The organism is Pseudomonas sp. 51_B (assembly GCF_017491595.1).
In the GTDB taxonomy this organism is placed as follows: domain Bacteria; phylum Pseudomonadota; class Gammaproteobacteria; order Pseudomonadales; family Pseudomonadaceae; genus Aquipseudomonas; species Aquipseudomonas promysalinigenes.
The window spans coordinates 76,785-96,936 of sequence record NZ_JAFGYW010000008.1; the positions used below are offsets into that span (position 1 = coordinate 76,785).

Consider the following 20,152-nt stretch of genomic DNA (forward strand, 5'->3'; position numbering starts at 1 on the left):
TTTACAGGCGAGCGCGATCCCGTGTAGGAGCGGCCTCATATCGCGAAGGGGCTGCTAAGCAGCCCCGAGGCCCTCGAACTCAGATCCAGGAATGCCGGGCTGGTAGGGTGCCGTTGAGGTAGTAGGCGCCGACGGCGTGATACTTCCAGCGCACCGGGTCGTGCAGGGTGTGTACCCGAGCATTGCGCCAGTGCCGGTCAAGGTTGAACTCGGCCAGGCTCGCGCGGCTACCGGCCAGCTCGAAGAGCTTCTCGCTGGCCAGCAGGGCGATTTCGGTGGTCAAGACCTTGGCCTCAGCCACGGCAATCGAGGCCCGCGCCGCAGCGTCAGCATCGATGGGCCCTGCGTTGACCTCGTCGAGTACCTGCGCGGCCTTGCGCAGCAGCGCCTCAGCGGCATGCAGCTCGAGCTTCAGGCGGCCGACATCGGCGATCACGTAAGGGTCATCGCCCGCGCGCTCGACCTTGGCGTCGATCCATGGCCGGGACTTTTCCCCGACGAAGGCGATGGCGTCGTCGATAGCTGCCTCGGCGATGCCCGCATCGATGGCTGCCTGGATCAGCTGCGAGGCGGCGCCCTGAATATTGGGGATATCGCGCTGGCGCCAGTTGTCGATGACCAGTTCGGCGTCTACTGGTACCTGGTCGAGCAGCACAGTCCCGCTGGCAGTGGTGCGTTGGCCGAAGCCGGACCAGTCGTCGACGATGCGTAGCCCTGGCGAGCCACGGCGTACGAAGGCCAGGCGCTGGCGGCCCTCATCGTCCAGTGCCTTGACCGCCACCCAGTGGGCGAACAGCGCACCGGTGGAATAGAACTTCTCGCCGCTGATGCGATAGCCGTCGCCGCTGCGGCTAATGCGCGCCTTGAGCGTCAGCGTGTCTTTGGTGCCCCGCTCGGGGCCGGCGTTACCGATGCGCCAGCCGTCCAGCACGCTACGCCAGATCAGCGCCTGTTGGGCTTGGGTCGCGGTCAGGCGCAGCAGTTGCAGAATGCCGAACTGGTTCTGCGGAATTTGCCCCAAGGCCGGGTCGGCAGCGCTGATCAGGCGGAACACCTCGGCAATGGTGACGAACGAGACGTCTGGGCCACCGTAGGCTTTGGGCACACTGATGCTGCCCAGGCCACTGCGGGTGAACTGTTCGATCTCTGCCCAGGGCAATTTGCGATGTTGGTCGCGCTGAGCGGCCTGCTCGCGGGCATGGCTTGCCAGTTCACGGGCAGCCTGCAATGCCTCGGCGTCATTGCGCAGAACCTTGGCGCGCAGCAGCGGTGGCGGGCTGTCGATATCGCTGTGGAAGGGGGTATTGGGTTGGATGGTCATCAGAACCGAACCTCACAAAGTGGATGCGTCGCTTCAGTTGATGGCGACAAGCGTTTGTGGTCCGGTGGTCCGGTTCATATAGCCTAATGGCTTATAAATTGTTTATGAACTAGATTTTTGGAATATGCATAGAAGGGAGGAATCTGCCGTGGGTGTAACGGCCTTTCGCGGGCATGGGCAGGCATCGCGCAGGTGCGGCTTGAGCCGCGAGTACCACCCACCGCGACGAGCCTTTGCGCTCCCACAGAGGCTACTCGCAGTGGACATACCCGTGAAAACGCCCGTGAGGGTTCACTTGGAGGCGGTTGTGCCGAGGAATTTGCGCAGGAATTGCCGCGTGCGCTCTTCCTTGGGGGCGGCAAACAGCGCCTTGGCTTCGCCTTGTTCCACGATCACGCCTTTGTCGAAAAAGATCACTCGGTTAGCAACGTCGCGGGCAAAGCTCATTTCGTGAGTGACGATGATCATGGTGCGCTTCTCCTCGGCCAAGCCGCGGATGGTCGCCAGTACTTCACCTACCAGCTCCGGGTCCAGGGCTGAGGTGGGCTCGTCGAACAGGATCACCTCAGGCTCCATGGCCAACGCGCGAGCAATAGCCACACGTTGTTGCTGGCCCCCGGACAGGCGCCTTGGATAGGCATCTTCCTTGCCTGCCAGGCCAACCTTGGCCAGTAATCGCCGGCCAAGGTCCAGGGCTTGCTCGCGCGGGGTTTTCTTGACGATCACCGGGCCCTCGATGACGTTTTCCAGGGCGGTGCGGTGGGGGAACAGGTTGAAGTTCTGGAACACGAAACCTGCCTGCTGGCGCAGGCGGCGAATCGCGCTTTGCTGGCCGCTGAGCGGGCGGTTGGCATCGATGCTGATAGCGCCGATCTGAATCTGCCCCGCATCCGGTGTTTCCAGCAGGTTGAGGCAGCGCAGGAAGGTAGTTTTGCCCGAGCCGCTGGGGCCGATGATGGCTACCACCTCACCGGCTTGCACGGTGAGGTCGATACCGTTGAGTACGGTCTGGCCCTTGAACTGCTTGGTCAGGCCTTTGACGACGATCATCTCATTGCTCCTGGTCGTGCTGGTTGACCCGCGCTTCCATGCGGTTCTGGAAGTACGCAAGGATGCTGCAGAGGACCCAGTAAATCACTGCAACGGCCAGGTACATGGTGAACACCTCGAAGGTGCGCGCGGTGATCAACTGAGCCTGGCGGAACAGTTCGGGCACCTGGATGGTGGCGGCCAGTGCGGTGTCCTTGACCAGCGAAATGAAACTGTTGCCCAGCGGGGGCAACGCCGTGCGCAACGCCTGGGGCAGAATCGCCCGGCGCATTGCTTGGGTGCGGGTCATGCCGATGCTGGCCGCCGCCTCCCACTGGCCGCGGTCGATCGACGAGATGGCCGCCCGCAGAATTTCGCAGATGTAGGCCGCCATGTTCAGAGACAGACCGATCAGCGACGCTGGAATCGGGTCGAGCTCGATCCCTATCTGAGGCATGCCAAAGTAGATCACGAACAGTTGCACCAGCAGTGGCGTGCCCCGGAAGAACGACACGTAGATGCGCGCCAGCCAGTCAAGCGGCAGAATCTTCGACAGCCGCATCAGTGCCAGGACAAAGCCCAGCACCAAGCCGAAGAACATGCCGCCGACACTGAGCAGCACCGTATAGCCCGCGCCCTTGAGCAAAAAGGGCGCGGAATCGGCAACGAGTTGCAGGCTTTCAGCAATCATTTGGTGACATCGGCACCGAAGTATTTTTCGGACAGCTTGGCGAGCGTGCCATCTGCCTTGAGCTTGTCGATGGCCTTGTTGATGGCCGCCAGCAATTCAGGCTCGCCTTTGCGCAGTGCCACGCCGCTTTCCAGGCGCGAGAAGGCATCGCCGGCCAGCTCGGTGTCCTTGGCTTTCTGGGCGTATTCCAGTGCTGCCAAGCGGTCGATCAGGATCGCATCGATGCGGCCGTTACGCAGGTCGGCGAACTTGCTTGGGTCGTCTTCATAGGTGCGCACGTCAGCTTTAGGCACGTCCTGCTTGACCCATTGCTCATAGTTGGTACCAAGGCCAACGCCGACTTTCTTGCCGGCCAGATCCTGGGCGCCATGGATGTTCAGCTGGTCGGCCTTCTTTTTCAGCACCAGTGCCTGGATCCCGGAGACGGTGTAGGGCTCGGAGAAATCATATTTCTTCTTGCGCTCTTCGGAGATGGTCACCTGGTTGACCACGATGTCCAGGCGCTTGGATTCCAGCGCGGCGAGGATACCGTCCCACTTGGTTGGCTGGATCTTGGCCTTGACGCCGAGCTCCTTGGCCAGCAACTCCGACAGCTCGACCTCGAAACCCGTAAGCTTGCCGTTTTCATCCTGGAAGCTGAAAGGCGGGTAGGTGCCTTCGAGGCCGACGTTGATCACGCCTTTCTCTTCGATGGTTTTCAGCTGCTCGCCTGCGAAGGCCTGGCCAAGCAGGCCGGCGCCCAGAAGGAGGGCTAGACTGGCGTTGAGTAAGGGTTTGGCGAATTTCGACATGTCAGGCCCCGCGCTTGTAGTGGAAGTTGTGGGTGGCGACTATAGAGCTGGCCTTTTAGGCCGGGAAATAATAAAAACTTATCTTATTATTACCAATTAACTCAGTGCCGTGGTCCGGCTGCTCTTGAGGGTAGGCCAGGACTTGGCCACCGTCATTACGGCTTATGCCGTACTTAGCGCAGGATGGAATAAAGCGTTGTTTTTTCCAAGGGGTGGATTTGCCGTAGAGTGAATTGCACAACGTCAGATCAGCCCCTTTGGCAGGAGAACACCGTGAGCGAACAACCTTCATCTGGGCAATGGCACCTGCACACTATCGTCAGCGGCCTGCGCACTGCCCGCGAACGGTGGCGCAGCCGCAATGGGCGCAGCATCGGCGAGCAGGGCGGGCGTGAGCTGCCTTCTCGCGAAGCCATGCGGCAGATACTCGAGCAGCTTTGCGGCGCACTGTTCCCGATGCGCCTGGGGCCAGTCGACCTTCGCGAAGAGAGCGAGGACTTCTATGTCGGCCATACCCTCGACACGGCGCTTACCGCGCTGCTGGTGCAGGCGCGGTTAGAGCTGCGCTACGCCGCGCGCCAGAGCAAAGCGCCGGTGCACGACATCGATGCCCAGGCCCTACACTTGATTCAAGGTTTCGCGGCGGCCTTGCCCGGCCTGCGTGAGCTACTCGATACCGATGTACTGGCGGCGTATCACGGCGACCCCGCCGCGCGCAGCGTGGATGAAGTACTGCTGTGCTACCCCGGCATTCTGGCGATCATCCACCACCGCCTTGCCCACTACCTTTACCAGGCCGGTTTGCCGCTGCTGGCGCGTATCAGCTCGGAGCTGGCACATTCGGCGACTGGCATCGATATCCACCCAGGCGCCCAGATCGGCCCGAGTTTCTTCATCGACCATGGTACCGGCGTGGTGATTGGCGAAACGGCGATCATCGGTGAGCGGGTGCGCATCTACCAGGCGGTGACACTGGGCGCCAAGCGCTTCCCCAGCGATGAGTCGGGCACGCTGCACAAAGGCTTGGCGCGTCACCCAATTGTCGAAGATGACGTGGTGATTTACGCCGGCGCGACGATCCTTGGGCGGATCACCATCGGCAAGGGTTCGACCATTGGCGGCAACGTCTGGCTGACCCGCAGCGTGCCGGCCGAAAGCAACATCACTCAAGCGAACCTCCAGCTCGATTGCCAGGTCAAAAATTGACCCATGTGGGGTGCCAATCGGCGCCCCAGTTCGCATTGAGCGGCGATCCATGTTTAACTTGAACGCTTGTTCAATTAAAAAACGCTGGTCCGCTGCCGGTGTTCAACAGGAGGATTCCTTTGCTGAACCCGTTCATCCCGAACCTCACGTCGATTGACGAGGTGCCTTACGCATGAGTGCACCGTCCCCATCCCTTGCCGACGGCAAGATCCGCATGAACCCGCCGGTGTTCTACTTTGCGGCAACGTTCATTCTATTGTTCGGCCTAGTGGTAATCGCCTTTCCCGAGGCTGCCGGCCAATGGTTGCTGGCGGCGCAGAACTGGGCGGCCAATACGGTCGGCTGGTACTACATGCTTGCCATGAGCCTGTACTTGGTATTCGTCGTGGTCACTGCGGTGTCAGGCTACGGCAAGATCAAGCTCGGTGCCGACCACGACGAACCTGAGTTCAGTTACCTGTCTTGGGCCGGCATGCTGTTCGCCGCCGGCATCAGCATCACGCTGTTCTTCTTCTGCGTATCCGAACCCTTGACCCACATGCTTACCCCGCCCCAAGGCGAAGGTGGCACGGCCGAAGCCGGGCGTCAGGCGATGCAGATTCTGTTCCTGCACTGGGGCCTGCATGGTTGGGGCGTGTTCGCCTTCGTCGGCATGGCGCTGGCGTATTTCGCCTATCGGCATAACCTGCCGCTGGCCCTGCGCTCGGCGCTGTATCCGCTGATCGGCAAACGCATCAACGGGCCGATTGGCTACGCCGTGGACGGTTTCGGCATCATCGCTACGGTGTTCGGTCTGGGCGCCGACATGGGCTTTGGTGTGCTGCACCTGAACGCCGGCCTCGACTACCTGTTTGGCATTAGCCATAGCCAATGGGTACAGGTGGTGCTGATTGCATTGATGATGGGCGCGGCGGTGGCGGTTGCCGTGGCAGGGGTGGAAAAGGGCGTTCGGGTGATGAGCGACATCAACCTGTTCCTGGCCTGTGCCTTGCTGTTGTTCGTATTGTTCGCTGGGCCCACCCAGCACTTGTTCAATACCTTGATCCAGAACCTTGGCGACTACCTCGGCGCCTTGCCGCGCAAAAGCTTCGATGTGTACGCGTACGGCGAGCAGCGTGACTGGCTGGGCGGCTGGACGGTGTTCTACTGGGCCTGGTGGATTGCCTGGGCTCCGTTCGTAGGGCTGTTCATTGCGCGTATCTCCCGTGGCCGTACCATCCGCGAGTTCGTGTTCGGTGTATTGCTGATTCCGCTGGGCTTTACCCTGGCGTGGATGTCGATCTTCGGCAACAGCGCGCTGGACCAAGTGCTCAACCACGGCATGACCGCGCTTGGCCAGTCGGCGTTGGACAACCCGTCGATGAGCCTGTACCTGCTGCTGGAAACCTACCCCTGGAGCAAGACGGTGATCGCCGTCACGGTGTTCATCAGCTTCGTGTTCTTCGTCACATCGGCCGACTCGGGCACCGTGGTGCTGTCGACCCTGTCAGCCAAAGGCGGCAACGCTGACGAAGACGGGCCGAACTGGCTGCGGATTTTCTGGGGCGCGATGACCGCATTGATCACCAGCGGCCTGTTGTTCGCCGGCAGCATCGACTCGCTGAAATCGGCGGTGGTACTGACCTCGTTGCCGTTCTCGCTGATTCTGCTGTGCATGATGTGGGGGCTGCACAAGGCCTTCTACCTCGAGAGCCAGCGGCAGATCGCGCAGATGCATTCGTTGGCACCGTTCGCCCAGTCCCGCCGTGGCCGCGGTGGCTGGCGCCAGCGCCTGAGCCAGGCAGTGCACTTCCCCTCGCGCGACGAGGTGTATCGCTTCATGGACGATGTGGTGCGCCCGGCGATTGCCGATGTGCGCGAGGTGTTCGAGCAGAAGGGGCTGGTGCTGGTGACCCAGGACGACCCGAGCCATGACAATGTCAGCCTGAAAGTGGGCCATGGCGAGGAGCAGCCGTTCATCTATCAGGTGCAGATGCGCGGCTATTTCACCCCGTCTTTCGCGCTGGGTGGGCTGGGCTCGCAGGAGCTCAAGAACCGCCGCTACTACCGTGCCGAGGTGCATCTGAGCGAAGGCAGCCAGAACTATGACCTGGTCGGCTACAGCAAGGAGCAGATCATCAACGACATCCTTGACCAGTACGAACGGCACATGCAGTTCTTGCATCTGGTCAGGTAGTCATCTGCTCGGGCCCTTTCGCGGGTTCACCCTCGAAAGGGCCCGAGCAGGATGCCTCAGAAAGGCGCATCCCCCAGTATGGTCGCTCGGTGCATCACCCTGCGCTGAGGCCGGTAGTCATCCACAGCGAAATGCTGGGTCACGCGGTTATCCCAGAACGCCACGTCATTCTTTTGCCAACGCCAGCGAATGCTGAATTCCGGCCGTGTTGCATGGGCGAACAGCAGTCGCAGCAGCGCCTCGCTCTCCGTTTCGCTCAATTCGTTGATGCGCGTGGTGAACCCCTCATTGACGAACAACGCTTTGCGCCCGCTGACCGGGTGCGTGCGCACCACCGGGTGCGACAACGGCGGGTTGTTGCGCCGCGTGTCCTCCCAGCGGGCCAGGTCTTGTGCCGTGGTACCGAAGCGCTCCAGCGGAAATGACTTGGTGAAGTCATGGGTGGCGCTCAGGCCATCGAGCATTTCGCGCAGTGGCGCCGAAAGTGCTTCGAACGCCGCAATACCGCTGGCCCAAAGCGTGTCGCCGCCATAGGCCGGCAGGTGTTTGGCGCTGAGCACCGCACCCAGTGCCGGGGTCGGCAGAAACGTTACGTCGGTGTGCCAGACCGCATTGTCACGCACGTCCGTGACCGCCGTATCGAGGATCAGCACCTGGGGCGTCTCTGGCACGTTGGGGTAGATCGGGTGAATGTGCAGGTCGCCAAAGTATGCGGCGAACCGTGCCTGTTGCTCTGGGGTGAGCGGCTGATCGCGAAAGAACAGCACCTGATGCTCAAGCAGCGCCTGCTCGATGGCGTCACGCTGTGGGTCAGTGATGTCGCGGCTGATGTCCACGCCGCTGATTTGCGCGCCGAGCGCAGGGCTGAGGGGGGTAATGGTCAGGCTCATGGCGGTCTCTTCAATCAGGCGCCGGGTTGCCGGCGTGGTCAGTCGGATGCTCAGTGGTTCTGCCCATGCCAGGGCACCAGCTTGCGTTGCAGGGCGCGCAGGCCCATTTCAAGGGCGAAGGCGATCAGGGCGATCAACAGAATGCCCAGCACCACCACGTCAGTGACCAGGAACTGCGCCGCCGACTGCACCATAAAGCCCAGGCCGCTAGTGGCGGCGATCAGCTCGGCGGCGACCAAGGTCGACCAACCGACCCCCAGGCCGATCCGGATGCCAGTCAGAATGTCTGGCAGGGCGCTAGGCAGGATCACGTGGCGAATCAGTTGTGTGGGGGTGGCGCCCAGCGATTGCGCCGCCCGCAGCTTAGCGGGGTCTACCGTGCGCACGCCGGTGGCCGTGGCAATCGCGATGGGCGCGAATATCGCCAAATAGATCAGCAGCACCTTGGACAACTCGCCGATGCCGCACCAGATAACGATCAGTGGCAGGTAGGCCAGCGGGGGAATGGGCCGATAGAACTCGATCAGTGGGTCGAGAATCCCCCGCGCCACACGGTTGTAGCCGATGGCGATGCCCACCGGGATGGCGGTCAAGGTCGCTGCAGCAAGGGCCAGGCCGATACGGCCGAGGCTGGCACCCAGATGCTGCCACAGGCATGCGTCCATGTAGCCTTGGGTGAGCAGAGTCCAGGCCTTGGCCGCGATGTCCCCAGGCGAGGGCAGGAACAGCGGCTCGACCCATCCTGCTGCCGTCACCAGCCACCATACAAGCAGTAGGCTGGCCAGGGTCAGGCCGCTGATCCACCGGGTTGACAGCGAGGGCCTAGCCTTATGCGCCGGGCGTTTATGGGAAGAGTGTTTGCCGGCAATCGGCAGATCCAGGCTGCTCATGGGCGCTCCTGCAGGCTTTGGCGTTGGGAGAACACGCGGGCCAGAACGTGCTCGCGCGTTTCGATGAAAGCTGGGTCGGATTTGATCGCCCGAGCCGGCTCCCCAGCCGCGTAGCGCTGGCCGAAATCCAGTTGCAGGCGCTCGACCACACGGCCAGGGTTGGGCGCCAGCAGCACCAGCTCGGTGGCCAGGAACACCGCCTCTTCGATGTCGTGGGTAATCAGGAAAACCGGCTTGGCGGTGCGCTGCCAAACCTGCAGCAGCAGCTCTTGCATCTGTTCACGGGTGAAGGCATCGAGGGCGCCGAAGGGTTCGTCCATCAACAGCACGCGCGGGTCGGCGGCCAGCGCACGGGCCAAGCCAACACGCTGTTTCTGGCCGCCGGACAACTGCCAGATGCGCCTATCGGCGAAGCCGTCGAGGTCCACCAGGGTCAACATTTCGCGGGCTTTGGCCTCGCGCTCGGCGCGTGGTACACCGGCCAGCTCCAGGCCGAAGGCAACATTGCCCAACACGTTCTGCCACGGCAGCAAGGCATCGTCCTGAAACACCACGCCCCGCTCGGCCCCGGGGCCTTGTACCGGTGCGCCATCAAGGGTGATGTGCCCAGCGCTGGGGCTAACGAAGCCGGCGATAAGGTTGAGCAGCGAGGTTTTGCCGCTGCCCGATGGTCCCAGGGCCACCAGCAGTTGGCGTGGCCCCAGGCTTAGGTTGATATCGGCCAGCACCGGGGAGGTGGCGCCGGGGTACTGTGCGCTGATGCGCTCCAGCTCTAGCAAGGCCATGGCAGGCTCCGTGTGGTTGCAGTCTTACTGCGGGATGTACTGCGCGCTGACGTAGGGCGAGTAGTCGGGCAGCACTGCTTCGACCTTGCCTTGCTGTTTGAGGAAGGTAGCCGTATCGGTCAGCGCTTGAGTGGTCGGTGCGCCCAGCTCTTTAGCCTGGTCGGCGGCCAGCGGGTAGATGTTGCCTTGCAGCAGCACCGGGATATCCGCAGGTTTGGCACCGGACAGCTTGGCTAGCTTGGCCACGTTGTCCGGGTTGGCCAGCCACGCTTTGGGGTCTTTGCGATAGTCGGCATAGGCGTCCAGGGTGACCTTGGCGAAGGCCTTGACCACATCGGGATGCTTGGCGGCGAAGTCTTTGCGCACGATCCAGGCATCGAAGGTCGGCGCGCCCTTCTTGGCCAGATCACCCGAGGTGATCAGCACCTTGCCGTTTTCCTTGGCTACACCCAGGGCAGGGTCCCACACGTAAGTGGCATCGATGTCGCCGCGCTTCCAGGCGGCTATGATCGCCGGTGGTGCGAGGTTGAGGATCTGCACCTTGGACGGGTCGATGTTCCAGTTCTTCAGCGCGGCGAGCAGGCTGTAGTGGCCGGTGGAGACGAACGGCACGGCGACTTTCTTGCCAATCAAATCTTGCGGGGTCTGAATACCGTCGCGGGCCACCAGGGCCTCGCCGGCACCGATCTGGGTAGCGATGAGGAAGGTTTCGACTGGCAGCTTGCGGGTGGCCGCTGCGGCCAATGGGCTGGAGCCGAGGTAGCCGATCTGCACGTCGCCGCTGGCCACAGCGGTTATCACATCTGCGCCGTTATCGAACTTGCGCCAGTCGATACTGGTTTTGCTGGCTTTTTCGTAGTCGCCATCGACCTGGGCAACCTTGGCTGGGTCGACGGTGGTCTGGTACGCAACGGTAAGGTCGGCGGCCTGAACCGACCAGGTGGCGCCAACCACAGCGATGGCAGCGAACAGACGCAGCGAAGCATGCGGGATCATGTAGGACCTCTCGTCGGGCAAAGGATGAGCTGAATGACGAAAAGACTAAATGATCTAACAAATCCAATATAAATAACTTTTTAGAATTAGCTTAGGAGACAAACGCCTTACGCCCAACGGCGGTGGCGCAATGCGAATGCGCTGCTAGGCTGCTGTTCCTTCACTGCCCATGGAAAGACTGCACGCTAGTCAGCAAACGTTTGCAAATAACCTAAAGATATGGTTGCAGGCGACGATACAACTTTTTGTAGGATTGGTTCCTTTGATATTCCGTAATAATCTTACAAATTCACAAAACGGTCATTTTGGATTTATAGGATTGTCATTATCCTGTAGCGCAGGGCCGTCTTAGACCAAAGTCGAGAAATGTTTAGAAACTATTGACTAAATGGTCACGGTTTGGGGCTAATCGCCCATCCACGGTCGAGCGGGGCACAAGACCCTGCCGCCAGTGATACACAAGAATTAGAACGTAGAGGAGCAAAACATGTACAAGTCCAGCCTGGCTCTGGCCGTGGCAGTGGGGGTTTTCGCCCAAGCAGCAGGTGCCGCCGGTTTCGTAGAAGACAGCAAGCTGTCGGTGAGCTCGCGTACCATGTATTTCAACGGTGACAACCGTGAAGGTGGTGCCGATAACCGTGAGTCTGGTCAGGGCTTCAAGCTCGACTACATCTCCGGTTTCACTCAAGGCACTGTTGGTTTCGGTGTCGATGCCCAGGCCCTTTGGGGTATTCACCTGGACGGCGGTCGCGGTAAACACCCCGACAACAGCTCCTTCTTCCCAAGCGATACTGACGGTTCGGCGGTAAGCCAGTGGGCACGTGCCGGTGCCAATGCTAAGGCTCGCTTCTCCAAGACCGAAGTTCACTACGGTAGCGCCCTGGCCCCTAACCTGCCGATCCTGGTGGCCAACGACGGTCGACTGCTGCCACAAACCTTCGAGGGTGGCACCATCCAGTCGAAGGAAATCGACAACCTGACCATCAACGCCGGTCAGCTGACTCACGCCATGGGCCGTGCTTCGAGCAACCGTACTGGCCTGTCGATCGCTGGTGCCACTGCCGACAGCAACAAGTTCCGCTACGGTGGCCTGGACTACAAGCTCACTCCAGACCTGACCCTGCAGTACTACTACTCGAACCTGGAAGACTTCTACAAGCAGCACTTCCTGGGTGCGACCCACATCTTCAAGATCGCTGACAACCAGTCGTTCAAGACCGACCTGCGCTACTTCGACAGCAGCAGCGACGGTAACAACGGCCACGGCGGCGGCTACAACTTCAACAACAACGGTGGTTATGCCAAGAACAATGGCAAGGTCGACAACAAGACCTGGACTGCCATGTTCACCTACACCTTGGGCGGTCACTCGCTCATGCTGGGTCGTCAGCAAGTCAGCGATGACGGCGGTTTCGTCTGGCTGAACCAGGGTAACGTAGTTGACGGCAACGGCCGTGGCGAAGGCGCTGGCGGTTCCAGCTTCTACCTGTTCACCGACAGCATGATCAACCAGTTCGCCCGTGCTGGCGAGAACACCAACTTCGGTCAATACGCCTATGACTTCGCCTCGCTGGGCGTACCAGGCCTGAAGGCCTCGGTTTCGTACCTGCGCGGTGATGACATCCGCTACAAGTCCGGCCACGGCACCTACAACGAGTGGGAACGTGATGCGCGCATCGACTACACCGTTCAGCAAGGCACCCTCAAAGGCCTTGGCTTCAGCCTGCGCCAGGGCGTGTTCCGTGGTCAGGGTGAGTCCTCTGCCGATCAGGACCAGACTCGCTTCATCGTGAACTACACTTACAGCTTCCTGTAAGTCTTAGTTACACCAAGAGCCTCGCCTAGTGCGAGGCTTTTTTGTGGACATCATTCGATATTCCTTGGGGTTATAGATAAATCATTATTTATTCTTTTTGTTCTGGTTCGAATACAGGCACATTCAACCCATACAACAGAACACCGCACAGGAGCCGCACCCCATGAGCCTCAAACTTGGCGACATCGCCCCGGACTTCGAGCAGGATTCAAGTGAAGGCAAGATCCGCTTTCACGAATGGCTAGGCAGCAGCTGGGGTGTGCTGTTCTCCCACCCGGCGGATTTCACTCCAGTGTGCACCACCGAGCTGGGCCTGACCGCCAAGCTCAAGGATGAGTTCGCCAAGCGCGGTGTAAAAGCCATCGCCCTGTCGGTTGACCCGGTCGACTCACACCATAAGTGGATCGCGGATATCAACGAAACCCAGAACACTGTGGTCAACTTCCCGATCATTGCCGACGCCGACCGCAAGGTTTCGGACCTGTATGACCTGATTCACCCCAATGCCAGCGACACTTTGACGGTGCGCTCGCTGTTCGTCATCGACCCGAGCAAGAAGGTACGCCTGACTATCACCTATCCGGCCAGTACCGGGCGCAACTTCAACGAGATCCTGCGGGTGATCGACTCGCTACAGCTCACCGATAACCACAAGGTTGCCACACCAGGGAACTGGCAGGACGGCGACGATGTGGTGATTGTGCCGTCTCTAAAAGATGAGGAAGAAATCAAGCAGCGCTTCCCGAAAGGTTACCGGGCTGTGAAGCCTTATCTGCGGCTGACTCCGCAACCTAATCGCTGACCAAATCCTCGTTGCAGTGCTCTTAGCCATAGCAGGGATTTTCGGGCCGTTTCGACGGCCCTTTTTTATGCCTGGGTAAAAGTGATGGGGTTATTCGCGGATAGACCCGCTCCCGACCGATGCTGCGTGGGTTGCAAGAAGACCTGGTAAGGGCGGCTTTCGCCGCAATAAAGCCCTCATGTCCAAAATCATAAAATGGAATAAACAAATGAAAAAATATGATTTCTAGATATATAAGCAGGCTGGTACTGTCACCCCATAGCTTCACCACCTTACTCGCCCGTCAACGAGGCAAGCAGGTGCAACCCGAACCCTATCGCACAGGAGAGCGCCATGCGCACTGTCTTCTTGCGTCGTGGTCTGGTCGCCCTGTTTGCGGCGGCTGTGTCCTTCGGCGCCATCACCCAAGCTCACGCAGAAAGCCTGCGTATCGGCTATCAGAAATACGGAACCCTGGTGCTACTCAAGGCCAAGGGTACGCTTGAGAAGCGCCTGGCCGCTCAAGGCGTGCAGGTGCAATGGACTGAGTTCCCCGGCGGGCCGCAGTTGCTCGAGGGGTTGAACGTTGGCTCGATCGACTTCGGTGTCACCGGTGAGACCCCGCCGGTGTTCGCTCAGGCCGCTGGTGCCGACCTGCTGTATGTGGCCTATGAGCCACCTGCGCCGCACAGCGAGGCCATTCTCGTGCCCAAGGACTCGCCGGTACAGTCGGTGAAGGACCTCAAAGGCAAGAAAGTCGCCCTCAACAAGGGCTCGAACGTGCACTACCTGTTGGTCCGCGCCCTGGAAGACGCCGGCCTCAAGTACAGCGACATCCAACCCGTCTACCTGCCCCCCGCCGATGCCCGCGCCGCCTTCGAGCGTGGCAGTGTCGATGCCTGGGTGATCTGGGACCCGTACCAAGCTGCCGCCGAGCAACAGCTACAGGCCCGCACGCTGCGTGATGGTCAAGGCCTGGTGGATAACCATCAGTTCTATCTGGCAACGCGCAGCTACGCCACCCAGCACCCGGCGGTAATCAGCGCCCTGATCGACGAAGTGCGCGCTGTCGGCCAGTGGTCCCAGGCCAACCCGCAAGAGGTCACCGAGCAGGTCGCCCCACTGCTGGGCCTGCCTGCCGACATCACCCTGACCTCGGTGAAACGCCAAGGTTACGGTGCCCAACCGCTCACCCCGCAGGTGGTTGCCGCGCAACAGAAGATTGCCGACACCTTCCAGGTGCTCAAGCTGATTCCCAAGCCCTTGAGCATCAAGGACGTGATCTGGACACCCCCGGCCAAGGTCGCCACTGCGCCTTGAATGATTCGCCTGCGCCGGGGCGCCGCCTCGGCTCGAGCCACCCTGAGGAGACAACTCCAATGAGCCTTAACATTTTCTGGTTCCTCCCCACCCACGGTGACGGCAAGTACCTGGGCACCTCCGACGGCGCTCGCGCGGTCGATCATGGTTATCTGCAACAAATTGCCCAGGCCGCTGACCGCCTGGGTTTCGGTGGCGTGCTGATCCCCACCGGGCGCTCCTGCGAGGATTCCTGGCTGGTGGCTGCGTCGCTGGTACCGGTAACCCAGCGCCTGAAGTTTCTGGTGGCCTTACGCCCCGGCATCATCTCCCCGACCGTGGCGGCTCGCCAGGCTGCCACGCTCGACCGGCTGTCCAACGGCCGCGCGTTGTTCAACCTGGTGACCGGGGGTGACCCGGACGAGTTGGCCGGCGACGGTCTGCACCTCAATCACCAGGAGCGCTATGAGGCCTCTGTCGAATTCACCCGCATCTGGCGCAAGGTGCTGGAAGGCGAAGTTGTCGACTACGAGGGCAAGCACATTCAGGTCAAGGGCGCCAAGCTGCTCTATCCGCCAGTCCAGCAACCGCGCCCGCCGCTGTATTTCGGTGGATCTTCCGAGGCCGCTCAGGACCTGGCAGCCGAGCAGGTCGAGCTGTACCTGACCTGGGGCGAGCCGCCATCGGCCGTGGCCGAGAAGATCGCTGCAGTGCGTGAGAAGGCCGCCGCTCAAGGCCGCCAAGTGCGCTTCGGCATCCGCCTGCACGTCATCGTGCGGGAAACCAACCAAGAAGCCTGGGCTGCCGCCGACAAACTGATCTCGCACCTGGACGATGACACCATCGCTCGCGCCCAGGCTTCCCTGGCGCGTTTCGACTCCGTGGGTCAACAGCGCATGGCCGCCCTGCACAACGGCAACCGCGACAAGCTCGAAGTCAGCCCCAACCTCTGGGCCGGCGTCGGTCTGGTGCGCGGCGGTGCTGGCACCGCTCTGGTCGGTGACGGCCCCACGGTAGCGGCGCGGGTCAAGGAGTATGCCGAATTGGGCATAGATACCTTCATCTTCTCTGGCTACCCGCACCTGGAGGAGTCTTACCGGGTTGCCGAGTTGCTGTTCCCGCATCTTGACGTGCAGCGCCCGGAGCAGCCGAAAAGCGGCGGCTATGTGAGCCCGTTCGGCGAGATGGTGGCCAACGACATCTTGCCCAAATCGGTTGCGCAGAGCTGAGGGCCGGGCCATGAGTCGTGCAACTACAACCACCCTGAGCCAGCGCCTGGCGCCGTGGGCGCTGCCAGTGCTGCTGCTGGCGGCCTGGCAGTTGGCAGTCAGCGCCGGCTGGCTGTCGACCCGCATTCTGCCCGCGCCCAGTGCGGTGGTCAGTGCCGGCGTTGAGTTGGTGCGCAGCGGGGAAATCTGGACGCACCTAGCCATCAGCGGCTGGCGTGCCGGGCTGGGCTTCGTGATCGGCGGCAGCATCGGCCTGGTGCTGGGCTTTATCACTGGCCTTTCGAACTGGGGCGAACGCCTGCTCGATAGCTCGGTACAGATGATCCGCAACGTGCCACACCTGGCGCTCATCCCGCTGGTGATCCTGTGGTTCGGGATCGATGAGTCGGCGAAGATTTTTCTGGTCGCGCTGGGCACGTTGTTTCCGATCTACCTGAACACCTATCACGGCATCCGCAACGTCGACCCGGCCTTGGTGGAAATGGCCCGCAGCTATGGCCTGTCAGGTTTTGGCCTGTTCCGCCAGGTGATCCTGCCTGGGGCGCTGCCCTCGATCCTGGTGGGGGTACGCTTTGCGCTGGGCTTCATGTGGCTGACGCTGATCGTTGCCGAGACCATTTCGGCCAATGCTGGCATCGGTTACCTGGCGATGAATGCCCGCGAATTCCTGCAGACCGATGTAGTGGTGCTGGCCATCGTCCTGTACGCGGTGCTGGGCAAGCTAGCCGACCTCGCCGCACGCGGCTTGGAGCGCGTGTGGTTGCGCTGGCACCCGGCCTACCAAGTGGCGAAGAAGGAGGGCGCATGACGGTGCTCAAAGAACAGCCGCCACGCCTGCTGCGTGGCATCCCGTTGGCCGCCAAGGGCTTGCGCAAAGCCTTCGGCCAGCGCGAGGTTTTGAAAGGTATCGACCTGCACATACCCGCAGGGCAGTTCGTTGCCATCGTCGGGCGCAGTGGTTGCGGCAAGAGCACCTTGTTGCGGCTGCTGGCCGGGCTCGACCAACCGACTGACGGTGAGCTGCTGGCCGGAGCCGCCCCGCTGAGCCAGGCTCGTGAGGAAACTCGCCTGATGTTCCAGGACGCGCGGCTGTTGCCGTGGAAGAAGGTGATCGACAACGTTGGCCTGGGTTTGCATGGCGGCTGGCGGCAGCGTGCGCTGGATGCGTTGGAGGCCGTCGGCCTGGCTGACCGCGCCAATGAATGGCCCGCTGCGTTGTCCGGTGGGCAAAAACAGCGCGTGGCTTTGGCCCGAGCCCTTATCCACCAGCCGCGCCTGCTGCTGCTGGATGAGCCGTTGGGCGCGCTGGATGCACTGACGCGCATCGAGATGCAGCAATTGATCGAACGCCTGTGGCGCCAGCATGGCTTCACCGTGCTGTTGGTGACCCACGACGTCAACGAGGCCGTCGCCGTCGCCGACCGAGTGATTCTGATCGAAGAGGGTGAAGTCGGCCTGGACCTCACTGTCGATCTGGCCAGGCCCAGGGCGCGTGGTTCGCACCGCCTGGCTGCGCTTGAAAGCGAAGTGCTTGACCGTGTTCTGTCGACCCCGGGCAGTGCGCCCGAGCCCGATCCTGTAGCCCCATTGCCCACGCAACTGCGTTGGGCACACTGAACCCAAGAAGCCAAAGAGAAGGAATCAAGCCATGACCATCAAAGCCATCAACGTTCGCAACCAGTTCAAAGGCACCGTGAAAGAAATCCTCGAAGGCCCGGTACTGTCGGAAATCGACGTGCAGACTGCCTCGGGCATCGTCACTTCGGTCATCACCACCCGCTCGGTGAAGGAGCTGGAGCTGCAGGTGGGCAGCGAAGTGATCGCGTTCGTGAAGTCGACCGAAGTCTCCATCGCCAAGCTGTGAGGCGGGCATCCAGGGCCGCGACGCGGCCCTAGTCTTCAGGGTGCACGTTTGGCCAGAAAAGGCGGCAGATAAAGCCCAAGATAGGCCTCGAACACCCGCTTGCCTTCCTCGGCCATGCGCGGGGTGATTGTCTCGTGCAACTGCACCGAGCGGGCATAAACCCGATCACTCAGTTCCATCGCCAAGGTGAACACATCCACATCTGCCGGAATCTTCGGCAAGTGGAAATGCCGGTCGAACAGGTTGTGCATCAGGCTGCCCAGCTCCATATCGTGCAGCCGGTCGGCCTGCACCACTTCACTTAGCCCGTGCTGAGCCAGAATCAACTGGCGCGCTGCGGCATCCTCCTTGTAGATGTCGAGCATGCGCTGCTCGACCAGCCGTGACAGCTCGTGCCAGGTGGCGAATGCGCTGCTGTCGATCGGTGCGCTCAGCGCCTCGCGAAAAGCCCTGTGCACATCGGCGGTCAGCGCCTCCAGTAGGGCCGGCACGCTGGCGAAGAAGTGGTACACCGAAGACGGCGGAATCTGTGCGTGCTCTGCCACACTGTAGATCGAAAGCCCGGTCACTCCGTGCTCGGCCAGCAGCGCGCGGGCGGCCGCCAGGATCGCGTCGATCCTCGCCTGGCTGCTGGCGCGGGGCTTGCGCGAAGTGGCGGGCCGATTCATCAGTTGCTGATCGCCAGGATGCTGGCCTGGTAAGCGCCGACGAACAGGTCGAAGTCGCCGACCTCCTCTTGCTCAAGCTCCGACTGCCGGGCCAGCGACTCACGCGCCAGCGTCTCGAACGCCTGCTGTTGCTCCACATGCAGTGGTTGCTCGCGCAACGTTTCGGCATGCAGGCGGCTCTGGCGCAGGGAGAACTGGACGAAGGTTTCGTCATGTTCGGTCATGCGGGCCAGCACCTGGGCGGATGGGGTCAGGGCTGCATCATCGACCTTGGCCTGTTGTTCAGCCAACGCTTTGGCATGTTCGTCACCGCCTTGCGCCTGGTCGAGCAGCGCGGCGAACTGGCCGATGCGTTCGATCAGTTCGCTGGCCCACTCACGCAGCCCGATGGGTTGGCCATCGCGCAGCAGTTCAAGGCCTGGGCGACGGCCTTCCTTGTTCACGGTCAGGAAGTTGCTGGAGCACTGGCCGCACTCGCTGTTGTCCAGTTGCGGGCTCTCTTCCAGCGCGCAGAACAGCAGGAATGCATCGAGGAAGCGTGCTTCTGTAAGGTCGATGCCCACCGGCAGGAACGGGTTGATATCCAGGCAGCGCACTTCGACGTACTGCACGCCGCGCGAGGTCAAAGCCTGGATCGGCCGCTCGCCGGTGTAGGTCACGCGCTTGGGGCGGATGTTCGAGTAGTACTCGTTTTCGATCTGCAGGATGTTGGTGTTCAACTGCACCCACTCGCCATCCACATGGGTGCCGACCTCGACATAAGGCGGGTAGGGCGTGCCGACTGCCTTGCGCAGGCTATCGGTGTAGCTCTCGAGGTTGTTGTAGCACGGCGTAAGGCCCGCCTGGGCATTGCTCTGGTAGCCCAGGTCGCTCATGCGCAGGCTGGTGGCGTAGGGGAGATACAGGGTTTCGGCATCCAGCTCTTCAAGCTGGTGCGGGCGGCCACGCAAAAAGCCTTTGTCCAATGCCGGTGAGGCGCCGAACAGATACATCAGCAGCCAGCTGTAGCGGCGGAAATTGCGAATCAGCGCAATGTACGCTGAGGACTGGTAATCACGGTCGCTCTGTTCACCACCTTCGGCATCGCGCAACAGTGGCCACAGCGCCTCAGGCAGCGAGAAGTTGTAGTGGATACCGGCGATGCACTGCATGGTGCGGCCATAGCGCAGGGCCAGGCCCTTGCGGTAGACGTGCTTGAGCTTGCCGATGTTCGACGTGCCGTACTCGGCAATCGGGATGTCCTCCTCGGCCGGCAGCGTGCAGGGCATCGACGGGCTCCACAGGAGTTCGTCGCCAAGCTTGCTGTAGACGAAGCGGTGGGTCTGTTCGAGGCTTTCGAGCACCTTGGCCGAGTCGGCCATCGCTGGGGTGATGAACTCCAGCAGCGACTCGGAATAATCGGTGGTGATCTGTTCGTTGGTCAGTGCCGAGCCCAAGGCCTCTGGGTGGGGCGTCTGGGCCAGGCGCCCTTCATGGGTCACGCGCAGGCATTCTCGCTCAATACCGTGCAGGCACTGCTTGAGCAGGGGAAGATTGGCGCCGAGCAGGCTCAGGCGGCGGTTGAGGAGGTCGCTCAAGATGTATTCCTTCACGCGTCAGTGGCCCCAATATGGGGGTAGCAAAGACGGTCTACAAGGGTAGGAGGAAAGGAACTGGCGTGGTCGCCTGGTTTACGCGGCTCCGGCAGTGCCAGCGCACTGCCGAAAAATACCGCAGATAC

General features: G+C 61.5%; 19 protein-coding genes. 9 read left to right on the forward strand and 10 right to left on the reverse strand.

Annotated elements, in window-relative coordinates; all coding sequences use genetic code 11:
- Positions 1-79 precede the first annotated feature (79 nt).
- The 4 genes from J5M56_RS11770 to tcyJ form a co-directional block, all read right to left on the reverse strand.
- Positions 80-1,321 (reverse strand): SfnB family sulfur acquisition oxidoreductase, encoded by a 1,242-nt coding sequence (locus J5M56_RS11770; RefSeq protein ID WP_207936950.1) that lies wholly within the window; start codon positions 1,319-1,321, stop codon positions 80-82.
- 291 nt (positions 1,322-1,612) lie between these two features.
- A complete protein-coding gene (gene tcyN, locus J5M56_RS11775; protein WP_207936951.1) occupies positions 1,613-2,371 on the reverse strand; it encodes an L-cystine ABC transporter ATP-binding protein TcyN in 759 nt (252 codons plus the stop codon).
- A 1-nt stretch (position 2,372) separates the two neighbouring features.
- Positions 2,373-3,041, reverse strand: a complete 669-nt coding sequence (tcyL, locus tag J5M56_RS11780; RefSeq protein ID WP_060478696.1) for a cystine ABC transporter permease — start codon at positions 3,039-3,041, stop codon at positions 2,373-2,375.
- Positions 3,038-3,832 (reverse strand): cystine ABC transporter substrate-binding protein, encoded by a 795-nt coding sequence (gene tcyJ, locus J5M56_RS11785; protein ID WP_060478697.1) that lies wholly within the window; start codon positions 3,830-3,832, stop codon positions 3,038-3,040. The genes tcyL and tcyJ overlap by 4 nt, the downstream gene beginning before the upstream one ends.
- A gap of 273 nt (positions 3,833-4,105) precedes the next feature.
- Here tcyJ and epsC point away from each other — a divergent pair, with 273 nt between their 5' ends.
- The gene (epsC, locus tag J5M56_RS11790; protein ID WP_207936952.1) at positions 4,106-5,038 is read left to right on the forward strand and encodes a serine O-acetyltransferase EpsC; all 933 of its coding nucleotides are present in this window, start codon (positions 4,106-4,108) and stop codon (positions 5,036-5,038) included.
- Positions 5,039-5,252: 214 nt separating this feature from the next.
- Positions 5,253-7,214: a choline transporter BetT gene (gene betT, locus J5M56_RS11795; RefSeq protein ID WP_196375139.1), complete on the forward strand. Its 1,962-nt coding sequence runs from the start codon at positions 5,253-5,255 to the stop codon at positions 7,212-7,214.
- Positions 7,215-7,270: 56 nt separating this feature from the next.
- On the opposite strand, the gene tauD is transcribed toward betT, so the two are convergent.
- From tauD to tauA, 4 genes are read right to left on the reverse strand one after another with little or no spacing between them, the layout of a single operon-like run.
- Positions 7,271-8,104 carry a taurine dioxygenase gene (gene tauD, locus J5M56_RS11800; protein WP_207936953.1) on the reverse strand — a complete coding sequence of 278 codons (834 nt, stop codon included), beginning with the start codon at positions 8,102-8,104 and terminating at the stop codon, positions 7,271-7,273.
- 50 nt (positions 8,105-8,154) lie between these two features.
- A complete protein-coding gene (gene tauC / locus J5M56_RS11805; protein WP_207936955.1) occupies positions 8,155-8,994 on the reverse strand; it encodes a taurine ABC transporter permease TauC in 840 nt (279 codons plus the stop codon).
- Entirely contained in the window at positions 8,991-9,779 is a 789-nt protein-coding gene (gene tauB / locus J5M56_RS11810) for a taurine ABC transporter ATP-binding subunit (RefSeq protein ID WP_207936956.1), read from the reverse strand. Before tauB ends, tauC begins: the two co-directional genes overlap by 4 nt.
- Positions 9,780-9,803: 24 nt before the next feature.
- Entirely contained in the window at positions 9,804-10,775 is a 972-nt protein-coding gene (gene tauA / locus J5M56_RS11815) for a taurine ABC transporter substrate-binding protein (RefSeq protein WP_186478381.1), read from the reverse strand.
- 487 nt (positions 10,776-11,262) lie between these two features.
- Between tauA and J5M56_RS11820 the strand changes: the two genes are divergently transcribed.
- The 7 genes from J5M56_RS11820 (at position 11,263) to J5M56_RS11850 (ending at position 17,764) form a co-directional block, all read left to right on the forward strand.
- The gene (locus J5M56_RS11820) at positions 11,263-12,591 is read left to right on the forward strand and encodes an OprD family outer membrane porin (protein ID WP_060478704.1); all 1,329 of its coding nucleotides are present in this window, start codon (positions 11,263-11,265) and stop codon (positions 12,589-12,591) included.
- Between the two features lie 163 nt (positions 12,592-12,754).
- A complete protein-coding gene (locus J5M56_RS11825; RefSeq protein ID WP_207936957.1) occupies positions 12,755-13,393 on the forward strand; it encodes a peroxiredoxin in 639 nt (212 codons plus the stop codon).
- A 333-nt stretch (positions 13,394-13,726) separates the two neighbouring features.
- Entirely contained in the window at positions 13,727-14,692 is a 966-nt protein-coding gene (locus J5M56_RS11830; RefSeq protein WP_186478383.1) for a sulfonate ABC transporter substrate-binding protein, read from the forward strand.
- Between the two features lie 59 nt (positions 14,693-14,751).
- A complete protein-coding gene (ssuD, locus tag J5M56_RS11835) occupies positions 14,752-15,900 on the forward strand; it encodes an FMNH2-dependent alkanesulfonate monooxygenase (protein ID WP_207936958.1) in 1,149 nt (382 codons plus the stop codon).
- Between the two features lie 10 nt (positions 15,901-15,910).
- The gene (ssuC, locus tag J5M56_RS11840) at positions 15,911-16,708 is read left to right on the forward strand and encodes an aliphatic sulfonate ABC transporter permease SsuC (RefSeq protein ID WP_060478707.1); all 798 of its coding nucleotides are present in this window, start codon (positions 15,911-15,913) and stop codon (positions 16,706-16,708) included.
- On the forward strand, positions 16,705-17,517 hold the full coding sequence (gene ssuB / locus J5M56_RS11845) for an aliphatic sulfonates ABC transporter ATP-binding protein (RefSeq protein WP_207936959.1): 813 nt from the start codon (positions 16,705-16,707) through the stop codon (positions 17,515-17,517). Before ssuC ends, ssuB begins: the two co-directional genes overlap by 4 nt.
- A gap of 31 nt (positions 17,518-17,548) precedes the next feature.
- Positions 17,549-17,764, forward strand: a complete 216-nt coding sequence (locus J5M56_RS11850) for a molybdopterin-binding protein (protein WP_008095172.1) — start codon at positions 17,549-17,551, stop codon at positions 17,762-17,764.
- Positions 17,765-17,799: 35 nt separating this feature from the next.
- Here the strand turns inward: J5M56_RS11850 and J5M56_RS11855 are convergent, their stop codons facing one another.
- A complete protein-coding gene (locus J5M56_RS11855) occupies positions 17,800-18,432 on the reverse strand; it encodes a TetR/AcrR family transcriptional regulator (RefSeq protein ID WP_060478709.1) in 633 nt (210 codons plus the stop codon).
- Positions 18,432-20,024 carry a glutamate--cysteine ligase gene (gshA, locus tag J5M56_RS11860; protein WP_186478387.1) on the reverse strand — a complete coding sequence of 531 codons (1,593 nt, stop codon included), beginning with the start codon at positions 20,022-20,024 and terminating at the stop codon, positions 18,432-18,434. The genes J5M56_RS11855 and gshA overlap by 1 nt, the downstream gene beginning before the upstream one ends.
- Between the last annotated feature and the right edge of the window lie 128 nt (positions 20,025-20,152).